This window comes from Pseudomonas sp. GW823-FHT01D03, from assembly GCF_058798255.1.
The window spans coordinates 2,102,977-2,121,059 of the sequence record NZ_JBXAKK010000001.1 but is presented as its reverse complement, the minus strand read 5'-3'; the positions used below and the strand labels follow the sequence as shown (position 1 = coordinate 2,121,059).

Below are 18,083 nucleotides of genomic sequence, written 5' to 3'. Positions count from 1 at the left end.
TTCTCAGCATCCGGATCAGTAGGCAGGAAGCACAAAGGCACGTCGTCCCTATAAAACGAATGCAGACCGGAAAAATTAGCGAATGAGAACAACTGTCAGGCGGGCGGTTGAGCGGCTTTTTTCATGATCACAAATCAAATGTGGGAGCGGGCTTGCTCGCGAAAGCGGTGTGTCAGTCAACGATGCAATAACTGAAATACCGCTTTCGCGAGCAAGCCCGCTCCCACATTGAGTGATGCGCTGCTCAGGCGGTAGCGGCCATGGCATGCCGGCGATGATGCCCTTCAAGCTGATCCTTGATCACCTTGAGCACTTTGGCCTCATGCTCATGAATGAAGAAGTGCCCGCCGGCGAGCATGTCCACCGAAAAGCTGCCACGGGTCTCCTTGCTCCAGCCGATCAGTTGCTCGGTGGTCGCGCGATCTGCCTTGCCGCCCAGTACGTGCACCGGGCAGGTGAGCAACGGCCGCTGCAACGGCTCGAATTTGCCGCAGAGCAGAAAATCCGCGCGCAGGATCGGCAGGGTCAGGCTCATCAGCTCGGCATTGGCCAGCACTTCTTCGCTGGTGCCGTTGAGCGTGCGCAATTGATCGATCAGCTCGGCGTCGGTTTTCGGCTCGGCAAAACCGCGATCGTAATCGGCGCGCATCGTCGGCGCCGCCGTGCCCGAGGCAAACAGCGCCACTGGTTCCGGACAGCCCAACAGGCGCAACGCATGGGCGATTTCGCAGGCCAGCAACGCGCCCAGACTATGGCCGAACAACGCATATGGCGCCTTGAGATTCGGCCGCAATTCCTTGGCCAGTTGCATCGCCAGCACACGCATATCCGTGTGCAGCGGCTCGTCAAAACGCGCGCCGCGCCCCGGCAGTTCCACCGGTTGCAATTGCAGCCATTGCGGCAGTTTTGGCCGCCAGCGGCTGTAGACCATGGCACTGGCGCCGGAGTACGGCAGGCACAGCAGGGTCAGCTTGTTCACCCGGCTTTCCTCGAAAAATTTGTCTGTAGAGAGAAACGGATTACCCGCCCGGCAAATTAGTCGTGCACCGGTAAATTGCACCAACAGGCGCTCGTTAACTGTTCAGGCCAAAACCAATAATGAGGATTCACCGTGGACCTGCAGAGCATCCTGGGCAAGTTGTTCGCCAACGCCGGTGCCGTCGGCATCGAAGGCGTTTTCCAATTCGTGTTTGGCCCGCAGCAGGCCTACTGGTCGGAGGTCAAGGCCAGCAGCCGCACCGCGCCCGGACGCCATCCCAGCCCCGACGTGACCATTGAAGTGGCCGAGAGCGATTTTCTCGGGATCATGGGCGGCCGGGTCAATGTCGAAGAACTGTTCGCCAGCGGCCGTCTGAAAATCGGCGGCAACATGGGCCTGGCGACGCTGCTGCCGCAGATCATCGAGCATGCGATGCACGGTGGCGCAGTGGTGGAAAAAGTCGACATGAACAAGCGCTACCCGACCCCGCCACGCTTCAGCGAAAAACTCACCGCCGGCCTGCCGACTCAGACCCGCATCGAGCGCCGTGCGTGCAATGATTTGTCGGTCAACGAGTTCAAAAGCAACTATTTGCCCAACGGCATCCCGGTGGTGATCAGCAATGCCCTGCAGGACTGGCCGCTGTTCAAGCTCAGTCGCGAAGAATCACTGGTGCATTTCGCCGAACTGCAGGGCATCACCCGCCACGGCGATTACGTGAAGAAAACCTTTTCCACCGAACGTGATTTCCGCTCGACGTCGATGGCCGAGTTCATTGCCTCGCTGGATCAACCGGCAGTCAAACGGGCTGACGGCGAACCGCCGGCCTACATGGGCAACAACATCTTGCCGGCGCAATTGCTGCAGCAGATCAAGTACCCGCCCTACTTCGATGCTTCGCTGTTCATCCCGCCACGCATCTGGATCGGCCCCAAAGGCACGCTGACGCCGCTGCACCGTGACGACACCGACAACCTGTTCGCGCAGGTCTGGGGCCAGAAGCAGTTCACCCTCGCCGCCCCGCATCACCGCGAAGCACTGGGCACCTGGTCGACGGCGCCAAAGGGTGGCCTGGACGGCTGCGACTTCAACCCCGACGCGCCGGACTACGAGCGTTTTCCTGCGGCACGCGATGTGACATTCCTGCGCGTGACGCTGGAGGCCGGGGATCTGCTGTTTTTGCCGGAGGGCTGGTTCCATCAGGTGGAATCGGTGTCGACGTCGCTGTCAGTGAATTTCTGGGTGAATTCGGGCAGAGGCTGGTAACCCCGTAAATCCTGTGGGAGCGGGCTTGCTCGCGAAAGCGGTCGTTCATTCAACATCGATGTCGACTGATCTGACGCCTTCGCGAGCAAGCCCGCTCCCACCATGGTGAGCTCATTTCAAATGGCGGAAGCTTTGTACTGCCGACATGAGGACCACCGCCCCCGCCATAATCGCCAGCCAGAATCCGCTGCGTGCACCGAAAGCATCCACCAGAGCGCCCGAGCCGGCGGCGCCAATCGCCACGCCGATGCTCAAGCCCGTCACCAGCCAGGTCAGGCCTTCAGTCAATTTGGCCGGCGGCACGATGCGCTCGATCAGCGCCATCGCCACGATCAGCGTCGGCGAGAAGAACAATCCCGCGACAAACACCGCCAGCGACAAACCGAAAATATTGCTCGCCAGCAACAGCGGCAGCGTGGTCACCGCTGTCGCCACGCCGCCGTAGAGAAACAGCCGCGGCAACGGCAGTTTCGAACGCATCGCGCCGAACGCGATACCAGCCAGACACGAGCCGATGGCGTACACCGACAACACGATGCTCGCCGCCGCCGGCTGGCCCTGCTGCTGGGCGAAGGCGACGCTGACCACATCGACCACACCGACGATGACGCCCATGGCAAGCATCAATGCCAGCAGCCATTGCACGTCGGTCGAGCGAATGATCGAACCCTGATGCTGTGATTCCTGCGGATGCACCGCCGGCTCGGTCCTGCGCTGGGCGACAAACGCCGTCACCCCGATCGCCAGCGCCAACAGCGCGGCCAACGGCCCGGCCTCGGGAAACGCCACCACGCACAAACCCACCGACAACGGCGGGCCGACGATGAAACAGACTTCATCGAGCACCGATTCCAGCGCATAGGCAGTCTGCAATTGCGGCTGGCCGCGATAGATCTCGGTCCAGCGCGCACGCACCATCGCCGACATGCTCGGCATGCACCCGGCCAGCGCGGCGAAAATGAACAGCGTCCAGGTCGGCGCCTGCAAACGCGTACACAGCAGCAACATCAACAGCGCCCCGCCACCGATCAATGCCGACAACGGCAGCACTTTGCCCTGGCCGAAACGATCCACCAGCCGCGACACCTGCGGCGCACAAAACGCCGTGGCCAGGGCAAACGTCGCCGCCACCGCACCGGCCAGCGCGTACCCGCCCTTGAGCTGCGAGAGCATGGTGATCACGCCAATGCCGGTCATGGAAATCGGCATGCGCGCGATCATCCCGGCCAGTACAAAAGCCCGGGCGCCGGGGGCGGTGAATAATTCGCGGTAGGGGTTTGCCATGGGTACAGCCTCATCAGGGGCCGCCAAGTTGCCATAGGGCCGAGTGACGTGGAAGCGAGGAATTGTTGGTGGAATGTGAAGGCCCCTTCGCGAGCAAGCCCGCTCCCACGGGGGCAGCGCATTCTAACCGTGGGAGCGAGCCTGCTCGCGAAGAGGCCGGCATGTTCACCACAACACCGCACCGTCGAATGAACTCTCATGGCTTGCGACCAGTCAGCTAAATAGGCCCTCACTCAAGGCGCGACCCTGCATGCAAATATCCCTCGCCCGCCAAGTGGCACTGGTCACCGGCGCCAGCTCCGGTATCGGCCACGCTGCCGCCAAAGCGCTGGCCGCTGCCGGCGCTGCTGTCGTGATCAATTACAACCATCAGGCCGAACCTGCCGAAGCGCTGGCGCGACAAATCATCGCCGACGGCGGTCAGGCGCTGGCTATCGGCGCCGATATTTCAAAGGAAGACGAGGTCGAACGGTTGTTCGCCGAGACCCTCGAGACCTTTGGCGCGCTGGACATTCTGGTGGCCAATTCCGGCCTGCAAAAGGATGCGCCGGCGGTGGACATGACCCTCGAAGACTGGAACACGGTGATCGGCGTCAACCTCACCGGCCAGTTCCTCTGCGCCCGCGCCGCGCTGCGGATTTTCAACCGCCAAGGGGTACGCGAAGGCGTGTCCCGCGCGGCCGGCAAGATCATTCACATGAGTTCGGTGCATCAACGCATTCCGTGGGCCGGGCACGTCAACTATGCGGCGTCCAAGGGCGGCGTCGATCAGTTGATGCAGACCCTCGCCCAGGAAGTCAGCCATCAGCGTATCCGCATCAACGGCATCGCGCCGGGGGCGATTCGCACGGCAATCAATCAGCAAGCCACCGAAGGCGCTGCCGGTGAAAAGCTGCTGGAGCTGATCCCATACGGTCGTATCGGCGACGTCGAGGACATCGCCAACGCGGTGGTCTTTCTCGCCTCCGACGCCGCCGACTACATCGTCGGCACCACCCTGTTCATCGACGGCGGCATGAGTCTTTATCCGGAGTTTCGTGGCAATGGCTGAGCATCATCCTGAACGACAAAGCCCGATCGACGCCCACGGCATCATCGGCGATCTGCGCAGTGCCGCACTGGTCAACGACAAGGGCAGCGTGGATTTTTTCTGCTGGCCGGAATTCGACAGCCCGTCGATCTTCTGTTCGCTGCTCGACACGCCCGAGGCAGGAATTTTCCAGCTCGCCCCGGACTTGCCCGATGCCCGGCGCGAGCAGATCTACCTGCCCGACACCAACGTGCTGCAGACGCGCTGGCTCAGCGAGTATGCGGTGGTGGAAATCACCGACCTGCTGCCGATCGGCGACAGTGTCGATGACCTGCCGCTGCTGATGCGCCGGGTGCGGGTGGTCAGCGGTGAAGCGACCTTTCACATGCGCTGCGCAGTGCGCCATGACTACGCGCGCGCCAACACCCGGGCGCAGATGGATCAACAATCGGTGATTTTCAGCGCCGAGGGTCAGCCTTCGTTGCGGCTGGTGGCGGATCAGGCGCTGCACATCGATGGCGAAGCGGCCGTTGCTTCCTTCAGCTTGAAACAGGATCAGCACGCCGAATTCGTCCTCGGTGGTGCCGACGATCCACGCTTCAGGGATGACGGCGCGAAAATGTGCCTGGAGCGTACGCTGAAGTTCTGGCGCGACTGGATTGGCCAGTCCAACTACCGCGGGCGCTGGCGGGAGATGGTCAATCGTTCGGCCCTCGCGTTGAAGCTGCTGACCTCGCGCAAGCACGGCGCGATCCTCGCCGCCGCCACCTTCGGCCTGCCGGAAACCCCCGGCGGCGAGCGCAACTGGGACTATCGCTACACCTGGATCCGCGACGCCTCGTTCACCGTCTACGCGTTCATGCGCCTGGGTTTTGTCGACGAGGCCAACGCCTATATGGGCTGGCTGCGCGGGCGGGTCAGCGATTGCTGCGGCCAGCCAACGAAACTGAACATTCTGTATGCCATCGACGGTCGTCAGGAACTGCCGGAAACCGAACTCTCTCACCTCTGCGGTCATGGCGGCGCGCAACCGGTACGCATCGGCAATGGCGCGTACGACCAGATTCAGCTCGACATCTTTGGCGAACTGATGGACGCGGTGTACCTGGTCAATAAGTACGGCGATGCGATTTCCCACCAGGGCTGGAACCATGTGCGCGAAGTGGTCGATCAGGTGTGTGAGACCTGGCAGACAACCGACGTAGGCATTTGGGAAATGCGCGGTGAGCAGCATCACTTCCTGCACTCGCGACTGATGTGCTGGGTGGCCCTGGACCGGGCGATTCGCCTGGCGTCGAAACGCTCACTGCCAGCACCGTTCGCCCAGTGGGATCAGACCCGGCAGGCGATCTACGCCGACATCTGGGACAACTTCTGGGACGAAGAACGCGGGCATTTCGTCCAGTACAAGGGCGGCACCGCGCTCGACGGTTCGATGCTGCTGATGCCGCTGGTGCGTTTCGTCAGCGCCAAGGATCCACGCTGGTTGTCGACTCTGGAAGCGATCGAAAAGTCTCTGGTGCGCGACGGCATGGTCTACCGCTACCGTAACGATGACGCCAACATCGACGGTTTGGCCGGCACCGAAGGCGCCTTCGCCGCTTGCTCGTTCTGGTACGTCGAATGCCTGGCCCGGGCCGGTCAGGTGGAAAAGGCGCATCTGGAATTCGAGCAATTGCTGCGTTATGCGAACCCGCTGGGGCTGTACGCCGAAGAGTTTGATAGCCATGGCCGGCATCTGGGCAACACCCCGCAGGCGCTGACGCATCTGGCGCTGATCAGTGCGGCGAGTTTTCTCGATCGGCGTTTGAGTGGGGAGAAGGGTGAGTGGCAGCCGTAATATTCGCCGCGCTCTGTCGGAAATATCCCTTCAACTCGGGTTTGCAGGACGAATTCCTACACAAAAATAAACGTTGGTGAGTTTCTGTGGCGAGGGAGCTTGCTCCCGCCGGGTCGCGAAGCGACCCCAATCCCTGCGCCATCATTTCTTCAGAAGAACCGCATTGCCTGGCTTTGCGCCTGCTTCGCAGCCGAGCGGGAGCAAGCTCCCTCGCCACATGCCAGGTCATTCAGCCCCTACTCCGTCTAAACAAACCCGAACCACTCCCTCCCCCGCAACCTGCACTTACACCCTGAAATACCCTGTTGCCAGCTGTTACATCCCCCCCTACCATCCACCGCAACGGGCACAGCGGAGCTGTCCAATAAAACCCGAATTCAAGGAACCAGAATGACCCAGCACGTCCACCGCTCCATCGCCACGCCCCTGCGCACCGGCCTGACCCGCACCCAACTCTGGGAAGCCGCCGACAAAGGCCTGATCAAGTGCTGGGAAATCGGCCGTCAGCGTGCCACCCGCTTCCCCGACCTCGCCCAACAATGCCTCGCCGGCGAACTGCCGGTGCTTGGCTGGAAAGGCGGCGTGAGCCGCAGCCTGAAGAAAAACGAGAAATACGGCTCGCTGAAATACCTGGCGCAGTGGCAGGGCTTGCGTGGCGAGGATCTGGATATTGCTCTGGGTGAAGAGCGCTCGCTGACCTGCTCGCGGACGAAGATGCGGGTGACGTTTACTCCAGATCGGACGAAGTATTTCAATCAGGTGGCGGAAGCCGAGGCATAGAAAGCGCACATCTCGTATACAGGTCTGATTCATACGAGTGTTTTTGTACCTTTCAACTTATCGACTACGGATTACTGTGTGACAAAAACATACATGGACAAGCTCGCCCTTGCGGTTGCTGCGCTGGCACTGGGGGCGACCATCTGGCAGGGACAAGCTCAAATCAAACATAACCACGTCTCGGTAGAGCCGCGAATCACCTCGTACTTTTCCAACAACGGGAACAAAGACCAGTGGGGTATCTACGCCTTCAACAACGGTATGGGTAATGCTTTTGTTGAAAGCCTTGAAGTGTACGTGGACGGAAAAGCAGTCGCGGATCATCCGTACGGAAAATTCTTCTCTGCCGTCAACGCCCTTGGGCTGGAACCACTGTGTTTTTTAATCGGTGGCCCGCGCCCGAACGACGCTTTCCAAGTAGGCAGCGAGGAGCGCCTTATTGAAGCCAATCCGAAAGCCCCCAAAACATGCGCATTAAGTAACCTGCTGCTGCAAAAATATGCCAACGAGCGGGTGGACTATGAATTGGTTTTCAAATCGATTTATGGTGATCGCTTCAAGTATCGATACTCTAAAAACTCTCAGGCGGCTCTATAAACGCACCGTATTCGCTCCAGCACTGACCGAAAACCGCTCCCGGTAAGCCTGCGGCGTCACCCCGATCGCCCGCAGAAAACTGCGGCGCAGTGTCTCTTCACTGCCAAACCCGCAGTTGGCCGCAATCCGTTTCACCGGCAGCCCGGTGTCACTCAGCAAGCGGCGCGCAGTTTCGACGCGGATCAGTTCGATGGCGCGGGCCGGGGTCTGGCCGGTGTCGGCGCGGTAGTGGCGGACGAAGCTGCGTTCGCTCATGCCGGCCTGTTCGGCCAGCGTTGGGACGCCGAGGTCGCAGGTGAGGTTTTCGGCGATCCAGGCGTGCAGCTCATCAAAGCGATTGCCCTGATTCTGCAGGGCCAGGGTCACGCTGAATTGCGATTGCCCGCCCGGACGTTTGAGGAACACCACCAGATGCCGGGCGACGTCGAGGGCGATGTCGCGGCCCAGATCTTCCTCGACCATCGCCAACGCCAGATCGATGCCGGCGGTAACGCCGGCCGAGGTCCAGACCGGGCCGTCGTTGATGAAGATCGGGTTGGCTTCGACCTGCAACTTCGGGTGCTGCTGCGCCAGTTGTTCGCAGCGGGTCCAGTGGGTGACCACGCGACGTCCGTCGAGCCAGCCACTGGCTGCCAAGAGGAAAGCGCCGGTGCAAACCGAGGCCACGCGTCGGCATTTCGCCGCATGCTCCCGCACCCAGTCCACCAGTGCCAAATCCTCCGCCGCCGGGTAAATGCCCCAGCCACCGGCGATGATCAAGGTATCGCTGGCCTGCTGCGGCAATGGTTCGGCGAGCACCGCCAACCCCGCCGACGACATCACCGCGCCGCCCTCACTGGCAATCACCGACGGCGTATAAGGCACCGGCAAGCCGCGTTGGCGAGCGATGTCGTTGGCCGAGGCGAACACTTGCAGCGGGCCGGTGACGTCGAGGATCTGCATGTTGGCGAACGCGAGTACGTGAATGGCTTTGGGCATTTGGCGTAATTCGTGGGGTTATTGGCGTATACGCCAGAACCTACGCGCCTACAGTGAAGCCGTCCACCCCTCAACTGGAGAAAAACCCCATGACGTTGCAGATCGGTTTTCTGTTGTTTCCGCAGGTGCAGCAACTCGACCTGACCGGTCCCTATGACGTACTGGCCTCGCTGCCGGACGTGCAGGTGCATCTGATCTGGAAAGATCTGGTGCCGGTCACCGCCAGCACCGGCCTGGTGTTGAAACCGACCACCACCTTCGAAGACTGCCCGGATCTGGATGTGCTCTGCATTCCCGGCGGGGCCGGGGTCGGGCCGCTGATGGAAGATGAGCAGACGCTGGGGTTCATCAAGCGTCAGGCGGAGCAGGCAAGGTATGTGACGTCGGTGTGCACCGGTTCGCTGGTGCTGGGCGCGGCGGGACTGCTGAAAGGCAAACGCGCAACCACCCACTGGGCCTATCACGAACTGCTGCCGAAACTCGGCGCGATTGCGGTGCAGGACCGGGTGGTGCGCGACGGCAATCTGTTTACCGGTGGCGGCATTACCGCAGGCATCGACTTCGCGCTGGTGCTCGCGGCTGAACTGGTGGGGGCCGAGGCGGCGCAGTTGATTCAACTGCAGCTGGAATATGCGCCGGCACCGCCGTTTGAATCGGGCAGCCCGCAGACGGCGCCGAGTGCTGTCGTCGATGAGGCTCGGCACCGCGCGTCGCCTTCGTTGAAACTGCGCACGGAAATCACCGAGCGCGCGGCAGCGAAACTCGATCTGCGTTGATTCCTCAGCCACACACAGATCTACTGTGGGAGCGGGCTTGCTCGCGAATGCGGTGTATCCGTCGAGATTGTTGTCGCCTGACACACCGCATTCACGAGCAAGCCCGCTCCCACAATGGGTTTTGTGGATGGCCTCAGGTTTGGAGCCTGTCCCCGCATCCCGCCACAGCTTTACTTGTCCCAACGCCCTCACCCGTGTAGAAAGCCCTTCCACAAAATTCTGCACAAGGACTTTCGATGAAGGCGTTGCCATGGCTCTATCTGGCACTTCTCAGCCTCGGTTATGGATTGGCGTTGAGCTTTGGCCAACTCGGCTGGCTCGCGCTGATCTCCGTGGGACTCTTGCTGGTGACCGGTTTTGCCGTACGCCAACAGCAAGTGCCGGTGGCGCGTCTGCTGGGGCACGCGCTGTTTATCTTCCTCGCCCTGTCACTGGCGCTGCACTGGTTGCCGGGGTTCGCCAACGGCCGGGCCATCGCCCCGCTGCGTTTCACCGACGACGCCGTGCCGTTCGCGATGTACCTGAATCTGGACAAACCCTTGCTCGGCTTCTGGCTGTTGCTCGCCTGCCCGTGGATTGTCGCGGCACGCTCGCTGCGTCCGACGGTGTACGCCAGCGTCCTCGCCCTGACGTTGAGCGCCGTCCTGGCGCTGGGCGGTGCGCTGTTGTTCGGCATGATTGCCTGGGCGCCGAAGTGGCCCGATCAGGCGTGGCTGTGGCTGCTGAACAATCTGCTGCTGGTGACGCTGGTCGAGGAAGCACTGTTTCGCGGCTATATACAGGGCGGCTTGAGCCGACTGTTCAAGCACCTGCCCCACGGCGATAACCTCGCTCTGCTGCTGGCGTCGCTGATCTTTGCCCTGGCGCACGTGGGCGCGGGATGGCACTGGGTGTTGCTGGCGGGTCTGGCAGGTGTCGGCTATGGTCTGGCCTACCGTTTTGGTGGCCTTGCTGCGGCGATCGCCACGCATTTCGGGCTGAACCTGCTGCATTTTGCGCTGTTCACCTATCCGATGCTGGCCGGTTGAAGCAAGAGCGGTTTTGCGACGCCGTACTTATATCTGAAAAAAAACTTCAATAATTTCCTGACAGCGCCGACAACCTTTCAAAGCCTTGCGGATTGAAAAACCATGCGTAATAACCAGCCCATTACACAACGCGAACGGACTTTCCCGGCTCAGCAGCGGTTGATTTCCACAACCGACGCCAAAGGCGTGATCACCTACTGCAACGACGCTTTCGTCGAAATCAGCGGGTTTTCGCGTGAAGAGCTGATCCGTGCGCCGCACAATCTGGTTCGTCACCCCGACGTCCCGGCTGCGGTGTTTTCGCACATGTGGGGCACACTGAAACAAGGCTTGCCATGGATGGGCATTGTCAAGAATCGCTGCAAATCCGGTGACCACTACTGGGTGAACGCCTACGTGACACCGGTGTTCGACGGCAATCAGGTGATCGGTTACGAGTCGGTGCGGATCAAACCCACCGCCGAACAGATCCGCCGTGCCGAAGCGCTCTACAAACGCATCAACCAGGGCAAGTCGGCAATTCCTTCCAGCGACAAATGGCTGCCGGTGCTGCAGGACTGGCTGCCATTCATACTGGTCAGCCAGTTGAGCTTCGTGATCGGCGCGACCCTGAACTCGCAATGGGGCTTCGCCCTCGCTGCGGGTCTGTCGGTACCGTTGGGCCTGATGGGCCTGCAATGGCAGCAACGCGGGCTCAAGCGCCTGCTGCGCCTGGCCGAACAGACCACCTCCGACCCGCTGATCGCGCAGATGTACACCGACAGCCGTGGCGCGCAGGCGCGTCTGGAAATGTCGATCCTCAGCCAGGAAGCCCGCCTGAAAACCTGCCTGACCCGTCTGCAGGACACCGCCGAGCACCTGACCGATCAAGCGAAACAGTCCGATGCCCTGGCGCACAACAGCTCCAGCGGTCTGGAGCGTCAGCGCGTGGAAACCGAACAGGTCGCCACCGCCGTCAACCAGATGGCCGCCACCACTCAGGAAGTGGCCAGCCACGTCCAGCGTACGGCTGACGCTACGCAGGAAGCCAACCGTCTGACCGGTCGCGGCCGTGACATCGCCGGCGAAACCCGCGAAGCCATCCAGCGCTTGTCGGTGGTGGTCGGCGAAACCGGCCTGACCGTCACCCAACTGGCCAAGGACAGCGACGAAATCGGCGGCGTGGTCGACGTGATCAAAGGCATCGCCGACCAGACCAACCTGCTCGCCCTCAACGCCGCCATCGAAGCGGCACGTGCCGGCGAGATGGGCCGTGGTTTTGCCGTGGTGGCTGATGAAGTTCGCCAACTGGCGCAACGCACCAGCGAATCCACCGGGCAGATCCATGCCTTGATCGCCAAGCTGCAGCAGACGGCTTCGAGTGCCGTGCAGACCATGGAAGCCGGCCATCGCCAGGCGGAAGAAGGTGTGGCACGAGTGCTGGAAGCGGATCAGGCACTGGTCGGCATCAGCGAAGCCGTGGCCAACATCACCGACATGACCACGCAGATCGCCGCGGCCACCGAAGAGCAAAGTGCTGTTGCTGAAGAAATCAGCCGCAACATCAGCAACATTTCGGAACTGGCAGACCAGACGTCCGAGCAAGCGCATAACTCGGCATTGCTGAGTGAAGAGCTGACCAAGACGGCGAATACCCAGTATTCGCTGGTGGAGCGGTTCAACCGCTAAAAGCAAAACTCTTGCTGGTCTCCCCGTAAAAAACCCGGACAGCGAAAGCTTCCGGGTTTTTTTTTGCTTGTGCACCTGTCAGATCTGACAGTAGACGCACCGTTATCCGAGCGGGTATCAAGAGAAACCGTAATTGCAGTCGGTTGTAACACCTCCTCTCAATCGAAAAGGCAGGTTTAACAATGACCACTCACGTTATGTTTCTCCCGAAAAAACCACTCGTCAGTGATGACAGGTTTCAATGGAGATTGGGCGGTAAACGGAAAACAGCGAAATTCAGATCCTTCTATCAGGACGAGTTCTTGGGTCAGCGGTATTGGTCCATCAGTGGTGGAACAGGAAATTTCGACGATGAAAGCTATTTTTCGTTCTCCATGACTCTGCCCTATCAATCCGATGAGGCACTCACGGGCGTCTATAACCTCGACGACGGGCTGACATTTGTCCACAGCCATTGGATCCCTGCGCCGCCGGGATTTATCGGAATGGCTTCGGTGGACGCCGACTCGGCGATCCTCAGCGTTAAATATGATGCTGAAACGGATATCGCTACGGGATCATTCGAGGCCGTGTTCAAAAGTCATCGCTATCGTCTGAATCCCAAGGGGACTTTCACCATGACGAGACTGAGGCCGTCTGAAGCTCGCTAACATTGGCAGGCGTGCTCGCAGCAACTCCGGAGGAGTACCCCTTCAATGTAATTTGCAAGAATGACTCCTTGTAGGAGCTGCCGCAGGCTGCGATCTTTTGATCCTGAAAAACCGGTTAGCGAAAGTTTCCGGTTTTTTATTGCCTGTTTGAAATGGATGGCGCTTGGCAGACAGCTTTCGCGAGCAAGCCCGCTCCCACAGTGGGGCCGGGTTACATCAGTAAGAGAATGGTCGGCTGCCAGGCCGCCTTCGCGAGCAAGCCCGCTCCCACAGTGGGGCCGGGTTACATCAGTAAGAGAATGGTCGGCTGTCAGGCCGCCTTCGCGAGCAAGCCCGCTCCCACAGTGGGGCCGGGTTACATCAGTAGAGAATGGTCGGCTGTCAGGCCGCCTTCGCGAGCAAGCCCGCTCCCACAGTGGGGCCGGGTTACATCAGTAAGAGAATGGTCGGCTGTCAGGCCGCCTTCGCGAGCGGGCTCGCTCCCACAGTGGGGCCGGGTTACATCAGTAAGAGAATGGTCGGCTGTCAGGCCGCCTTCGCGAGCAAGCCCGCTCCCACAGTGGGGCCGGGGACATCAGTAAGAGAATGGTCGGCTGTCAGGCCGCCATCGCCAGCAGGCGGGCTCCCACACAAAAGCAAGAGCAGAACGCGCACCGCTCTTGCTCCTCACCACTCAACAGGATGAGCGCAAGCTCGGCTGCAGCTTTTGATCTTGATCCACGGGCGACATCGGAAGGCTGAGTGGAGGGGTTCATCCGGGCGTGGGAGCGCAGCGACCGTTTGGCGCAGCCAAACACAGCGAGAGTAGGTGCAGCGAAGCAAACCGTAGGCGCTGCGCCCGGATGGATCCCGGAGCGAAGGAACCCCGAGCCCCAGCGAGCGGGCCGAACGTAGGAGCAAGCGTTTTTTTGCTTACTTTTTTTAGGCGCTTGTAAAAAAAGTGAGTCGCCGTAAGGGCGAAACCCTAAGTCGCCGTTACCGCAGCAACGGATATACCCCCCAACCAAACCTCAACGAAGAAACCCGGCAACCTTCTCCACCGCCGAAGCCAAATGGTCCGAATGCGTAAACCCGGAAACCTTGAGCGGCTTCAAATCATGATCCCCAGAGGCCAACCAAAACACCTCAATACTCGGCGATAGATCGTAAGCCTCGACAGCGTCCCGATTACCCAGCGCATCCCGCTGCCCCTGAACAATCAACGTCCGAGTCCGCAAAGAAGCCAGATGCTCAACCCGCGGTTTCTCAGGCTTCCCAACCGCATAAAACGGATAACCGAGACAGACAAGCGCATCGGCGCCCAATTCGTCAGCCAAAAGACTGGCCATCCGCCCGCCCATCGATTTCCCGCCAATCGCCAAAACCCCAGCGACATGAAGTCGCACCAAGCCATACACCTCACGCCAGCATTCCAGCAGTTTCGGCGCCGGATCAGGCGGCCGTTTACTACCATCCACCCGCCGCTGCGCCATATACGGAAACTCGAACCGCAACACGTTCACGCCCGATGCAGCAAGGCGCCCAGCCATATCCGTCATCCACTCACTGTCCATCGGCGCCCCTGCCCCATGCGCCAGGATCAAAGTCGCCGAAGCCTCGCCAACAGCGGCGTCCCAAAGCCACCCACGATCCCGCACGCACTGCGCCCATTGATCCCCGTCAATACTGGCCTTGTGCTGTTTGTCCATGCTTGCCTCGCTTTTAGTCTGCCTATAACTCCAGACGAAGGATTCGCGGCGTTTTCTGCGCGCGCTCACTTCGGCTGAACCGTGGATGGGGAACCATGAACACTTCTATCAGTACCGCCTACAACTACAAGGTGGTCCGCCAATTCGCCATTATGACGGTGGTGTGGGGCATCGTCGGCATGGGGCTCGGGGTTTTTCTCGCGGCCCAATTGGTCTGGCCGGAACTCAACTTCAATTTGCCCTGGACCAGTTTCGGCCGTCTGCGCCCGCTGCACACCAACGCGGTGATCTTCGCCTTCGGTGGCTGCGCGCTGTTCGCCAGTTCGTTCTACTCGGTGCAACGCACCTGCCAGACGCAATTGTTCGCGCCGAAAATCGCCGCGTTCTGCTTCTGGGGCTGGCAGCTTGTGATTCTGCTGGCGGCGATCAGCCTGCCACTGGGTTACACCAGTTCCAAGGAATACGCCGAACTGGAATGGCCGATCGACATCCTGATCACCATCGTCTGGGTCGCCTACGCCATCGTGTTCTTCGGCACGATCATGCAGCGCAAGACCAAGCACATCTACGTCGGCAACTGGTTCTTCGGCGCGTTCATCATCACCGTGGCGATCCTGCACATCGTCAACAACCTTGAGTTGCCGGTGAGCTTCACCAAGTCCTACTCGGTATATGCCGGTGCAACCGACGCGATGGTGCAATGGTGGTACGGCCACAACGCCGTAGGCTTTTTCCTCACCGCCGGTTTCCTCGGGATGATGTACTACTTCGTGCCGAAACAGGCCGAACGTCCGGTGTATTCGTATCGCCTGTCGATCGTGCACTTCTGGGCGCTGATCACCCTGTACATCTGGGCCGGCCCGCACCACCTGCACTACACCGCGCTGCCGGACTGGGCACAGTCGCTGGGCATGGTGATGTCGCTGATTCTGCTGGCACCGAGCTGGGGCGGCATGATCAACGGCATGATGACGCTCTCGGGCGCCTGGCATAAGTTGCGCAGCGACCCGATCCTGCGCTTCCTCGTGGTGTCGCTGGCGTTCTACGGCATGTCGACCTTCGAAGGTCCGATGATGGCGATCAAGACGGTCAACGCCCTCTCCCACTACACCGACTGGACCATCGGCCACGTTCACGCCGGCGCGCTCGGCTGGGTGGCGATGATCTCGATCGGCGCGCTGTACCACATGATCCCGAAAGTCTTCGGCAAAGAGCAGATGCACAGCATCGGCCTGATCAACGCGCACTTCTGGCTCGCGACCATCGGCACCGTGCTTTACATCGCCTCGATGTGGGTCAACGGCATCGCTCAGGGCCTGATGTGGCGCGCAGTCAACGAGGACGGCACGCTGACTTACTCCTTCGTCGAAACCCTGGTGGCCAGCCACCCAGGCTTCATCGTGCGTCTGGTGGGTGGGGCGATCTTCCTCAGCGGCATGTTCCTGATGGCTTACAACACCTGGCGCACCGTGCGGGCCTCGCAGCCTGCTGACGTCGTTGCTGCCGCGCAGATGGCCTGAGGAGTCCGCCATGAAACACGAAACGATTGAAAAGAACGTCGGCCTGCTGATGCTGCTGATGGTGTTCGCCGTGAGCATCGGCGGCCTGACCCAGATCGTCCCGCTGTTCTTCCAGGACGTCACCAACAAACCGGTGGAAGGCATGAAGCCCTACACCGCGCTGCAACTGGAAGGCCGCGACATTTACATCCGCGAAGGCTGCGTCGGTTGCCACTCGCAGATGATCCGCCCGTTCCGCGCGGAAACCGAACGCTACGGGCACTACTCGGTGGCCGGTGAGAGCGTCTGGGATCACCCGTTCCTGTGGGGTTCGAAACGTACCGGGCCGGACTTGGCCCGAGTCGGCGCGCGTTATTCGGATGACTGGCACCGCGCGCACTTGTACAACCCGCGCAACGTGGTGCCCGAGTCGAAAATGCCGGCTTACCCATGGCTGGTGACGCAAGCGGTCGACAGCAGCCACACCGAAACCAAGCTCAAGACCATGCGCACCCTCGGCGTGCCGTACACCGACGACGACATCAGCGGCGCAGTCGCCAGCCTCAAGGGCAAGACCGAAATGGACGCTCTCGTCTCCTACCTGCAAGTGCTCGGCACTGCGATCAAGAGCAAGAGGTGAGCACGATGGTCATTGAGATGAGCTCAGGGTTGATTCGCGGCCTCGGCACCGTCGTGGTGTTCGTTGCCTTCGTCGGCCTGACGATCTGGGTATTCAACCGCAAGCGCACGCCGGAGTTCGCCGAAGCGCGCCTGCTGCCGTTCGCCGACGAGCCGCAACCCGACACCCAACCAGTATCTGAACCAAGGAGTACCCGGCCATGACCACCTTCTGGAGTACGTGGATCTGCGTACTGACCATCGGCAGCCTGATCGGCCTGACCTGGCTGCTGATCGGCACCCGCCGGGGCGAGACCAAGGGCAGCGTCGACCAGACCATGGGCCACAGCTTCGATGGCATCGAGGAGTACGACAACCCGCTGCCGCAGTGGTGGTTCATGCTGTTCGCCGGCACGCTGGTGTTTTCCGTGGGTTATCTGATCCTGTATCCGGGCCTGGGTAACTGGAAAGGTATTCTGCCCGGCTACGAGGACGGCTGGACCGGCGTGCACGAGTGGGAAAAGGAAATGAACAAGGCCGACGCCAAATTCGGGCCGATCTTCGCCAAATTCGCCGCCATGCCGGTGGAGGAAGTAGCGAAGGATCCGCAGGCGCTGAAAATGGGTGGCCGACTGTTCGCCTCCAACTGCTCGGTGTGCCACGGTTCCGACGCCAAGGGCGCTTTCGGCTTCCCTAACCTGGCCGACAAGGACTGGCGCTGGGGCGGCGACGCCGAGACCATCAAGACCACCATCATGGGTGGGCGGATGGCGGCGATGCCGGCCTGGGGCGAAGTGCTGGGCGAAGCCGGGGTGAAGAACGTCGCCGCGTATGTGCGTCACGAACTGGCCGGCCTGCCGCTGCCAGCGGACAGCAAGGCTGACCTGCAAGCCGGACAGCAAGCGTTCAGCACCACCTGCGTAGCCTGTCATGGGGCAACCGGCCACGGCACTGAAGCCATGGGGGCGCCGAATCTGACGCACCCGGCCGGGTTTATCTATGGCACCAGTTTGACGCAGCTTGAGCAGACCATTCGCCATGGTCGCCAGGGTCACATGCCGGCACAGAACGAACTGTTGGGCAATGATAAAGTGCAATTGCTCGCCGCTTATGTGTACAGCCTGAGCAATGGATTGAATACAGAAAAACTGATTACTGAAGACAACAAACAGTAAGCATTGCGCACACCTCTGCCGCACCATTCTCGGTGCGGCAGCATCCCGCCCCTTTGCGACGCATTGTCGCACCCCGTCACACCCTCTCCTTTCGGTTCCCCGGATTCGGGTCTACGCTTGCTCGATGCGGACTGGCTTGTGCTGGTTCCAGGTCAACGCTGACTGCTGTGTTCTGCGAACCGGCTGACTGATGTGGCCGCAAACGCCGGTAGATACCGGCTGTCGTG

Annotated in this window: 17 protein-coding genes; 13 read left to right on the top strand and 4 right to left on the bottom strand. The window is 60.8% G+C overall.

Translation table 11 applies throughout. The features are described from left to right. Nucleotides 1-244 precede the first annotated feature (244 nt). Nucleotides 245-979 (bottom strand): thioesterase II family protein, encoded by a 735-nt coding sequence (locus AC1RBR_RS09475; protein WP_492563986.1) that lies wholly within the window; start codon nucleotides 977-979, stop codon nucleotides 245-247. A 132-nt stretch (nucleotides 980-1,111) separates the two neighbouring features. On the opposite strand from AC1RBR_RS09475, the gene AC1RBR_RS09470 reads away from it, so the two are divergent. Further along, nucleotides 1,112-2,245, top strand: coding sequence for a cupin-like domain-containing protein (locus AC1RBR_RS09470; protein ID WP_492563985.1), 1,134 nt, complete (start codon nucleotides 1,112-1,114; stop codon nucleotides 2,243-2,245). 111 nt (nucleotides 2,246-2,356) lie between these two features. Here AC1RBR_RS09470 and AC1RBR_RS09465 read toward each other — a convergent pair whose 3' ends face one another. Beyond that, nucleotides 2,357-3,529: an MFS transporter gene (locus AC1RBR_RS09465; RefSeq protein WP_492563983.1), complete on the bottom strand. Its 1,173-nt coding sequence runs from the start codon at nucleotides 3,527-3,529 to the stop codon at nucleotides 2,357-2,359. Between the two features lie 250 nt (nucleotides 3,530-3,779). Here AC1RBR_RS09465 and AC1RBR_RS09460 point away from each other — a divergent pair, with 250 nt between their 5' ends. The 4 genes from AC1RBR_RS09460 (at nucleotide 3,780) to AC1RBR_RS09445 (ending at nucleotide 7,776) form a co-directional block, all read left to right on the top strand. After that, a complete protein-coding gene (locus AC1RBR_RS09460; RefSeq protein ID WP_492563981.1) occupies nucleotides 3,780-4,580 on the top strand; it encodes a glucose 1-dehydrogenase in 801 nt (266 codons plus the stop codon). Then, the gene (locus AC1RBR_RS09455) at nucleotides 4,573-6,399 is read left to right on the top strand and encodes a glycoside hydrolase family 15 protein (protein WP_492563979.1); all 1,827 of its coding nucleotides are present in this window, start codon (nucleotides 4,573-4,575) and stop codon (nucleotides 6,397-6,399) included. Before AC1RBR_RS09460 ends, AC1RBR_RS09455 begins: the two co-directional genes overlap by 8 nt. 390 nt (nucleotides 6,400-6,789) lie before the next feature. Further along, entirely contained in the window at nucleotides 6,790-7,179 is a 390-nt protein-coding gene (locus AC1RBR_RS09450; RefSeq protein ID WP_492563978.1) for a hypothetical protein, read from the top strand. Nucleotides 7,180-7,272: 93 nt separating this feature from the next. After that, the gene (locus AC1RBR_RS09445) at nucleotides 7,273-7,776 is read left to right on the top strand and encodes a hypothetical protein (RefSeq protein ID WP_443535959.1); all 504 of its coding nucleotides are present in this window, start codon (nucleotides 7,273-7,275) and stop codon (nucleotides 7,774-7,776) included. On the opposite strand, the gene AC1RBR_RS09440 is transcribed toward AC1RBR_RS09445, so the two are convergent. After that, on the bottom strand, nucleotides 7,771-8,754 hold the full coding sequence (locus AC1RBR_RS09440; protein ID WP_492563976.1) for a GlxA family transcriptional regulator: 984 nt from the start codon (nucleotides 8,752-8,754) through the stop codon (nucleotides 7,771-7,773). The two genes, AC1RBR_RS09445 and AC1RBR_RS09440, sit on opposite strands and share 6 nt — an antisense overlap. Nucleotides 8,755-8,843: 89 nt before the next feature. On the opposite strand from AC1RBR_RS09440, the gene inhA reads away from it, so the two are divergent. The 4 genes from inhA to AC1RBR_RS09420 all read left to right on the top strand — a co-directional run bounded on the left by inhA (nucleotide 8,844) and on the right by AC1RBR_RS09420 (nucleotide 12,876). Beyond that, nucleotides 8,844-9,530, top strand: a complete 687-nt coding sequence (gene inhA / locus AC1RBR_RS09435; RefSeq protein ID WP_492563974.1) for an isonitrile hydratase — start codon at nucleotides 8,844-8,846, stop codon at nucleotides 9,528-9,530. A 236-nt stretch (nucleotides 9,531-9,766) separates the two neighbouring features. Continuing rightward, entirely contained in the window at nucleotides 9,767-10,558 is a 792-nt protein-coding gene (locus AC1RBR_RS09430) for a CPBP family intramembrane glutamic endopeptidase (RefSeq protein WP_492563972.1), read from the top strand. A gap of 102 nt (nucleotides 10,559-10,660) precedes the next feature. Next, nucleotides 10,661-12,226 (top strand): methyl-accepting chemotaxis protein, encoded by a 1,566-nt coding sequence (locus AC1RBR_RS09425; protein ID WP_492563970.1) that lies wholly within the window; start codon nucleotides 10,661-10,663, stop codon nucleotides 12,224-12,226. A 182-nt stretch (nucleotides 12,227-12,408) separates the two neighbouring features. Then, a complete protein-coding gene (locus tag AC1RBR_RS09420) occupies nucleotides 12,409-12,876 on the top strand; it encodes a hypothetical protein (protein ID WP_492563969.1) in 468 nt (155 codons plus the stop codon). Nucleotides 12,877-13,886: 1,010 nt separating this feature from the next. Here AC1RBR_RS09420 and AC1RBR_RS09415 read toward each other — a convergent pair. Next, nucleotides 13,887-14,564 (bottom strand): alpha/beta family hydrolase, encoded by a 678-nt coding sequence (locus tag AC1RBR_RS09415; RefSeq protein WP_492563967.1) that lies wholly within the window; start codon nucleotides 14,562-14,564, stop codon nucleotides 13,887-13,889. A gap of 95 nt (nucleotides 14,565-14,659) precedes the next feature. Here AC1RBR_RS09415 and ccoN point away from each other — a divergent pair, with 95 nt between their 5' ends. From ccoN to ccoP, 4 genes are read left to right on the top strand one after another with little or no spacing between them, the layout of a single operon-like run. Further along, a complete protein-coding gene (gene ccoN, locus AC1RBR_RS09410) occupies nucleotides 14,660-16,084 on the top strand; it encodes a cytochrome-c oxidase, cbb3-type subunit I (protein WP_041067879.1) in 1,425 nt (474 codons plus the stop codon). A 10-nt stretch (nucleotides 16,085-16,094) separates the two neighbouring features. Continuing rightward, complete coding sequence (gene ccoO, locus AC1RBR_RS09405) at nucleotides 16,095-16,703, top strand: cytochrome-c oxidase, cbb3-type subunit II (RefSeq protein ID WP_003223389.1); 609 nt, start codon at nucleotides 16,095-16,097, stop codon at nucleotides 16,701-16,703. Between the two features lie 5 nt (nucleotides 16,704-16,708). After that, nucleotides 16,709-16,906 (top strand): cbb3-type cytochrome oxidase subunit 3, encoded by a 198-nt coding sequence (locus AC1RBR_RS09400; protein ID WP_253150099.1) that lies wholly within the window; start codon nucleotides 16,709-16,711, stop codon nucleotides 16,904-16,906. Continuing rightward, the gene (ccoP, locus tag AC1RBR_RS09395) at nucleotides 16,903-17,856 is read left to right on the top strand and encodes a cytochrome-c oxidase, cbb3-type subunit III (protein ID WP_492563965.1); all 954 of its coding nucleotides are present in this window, start codon (nucleotides 16,903-16,905) and stop codon (nucleotides 17,854-17,856) included. The genes AC1RBR_RS09400 and ccoP overlap by 4 nt, the downstream gene beginning before the upstream one ends. Nucleotides 17,857-18,083 lie beyond the last annotated feature (227 nt).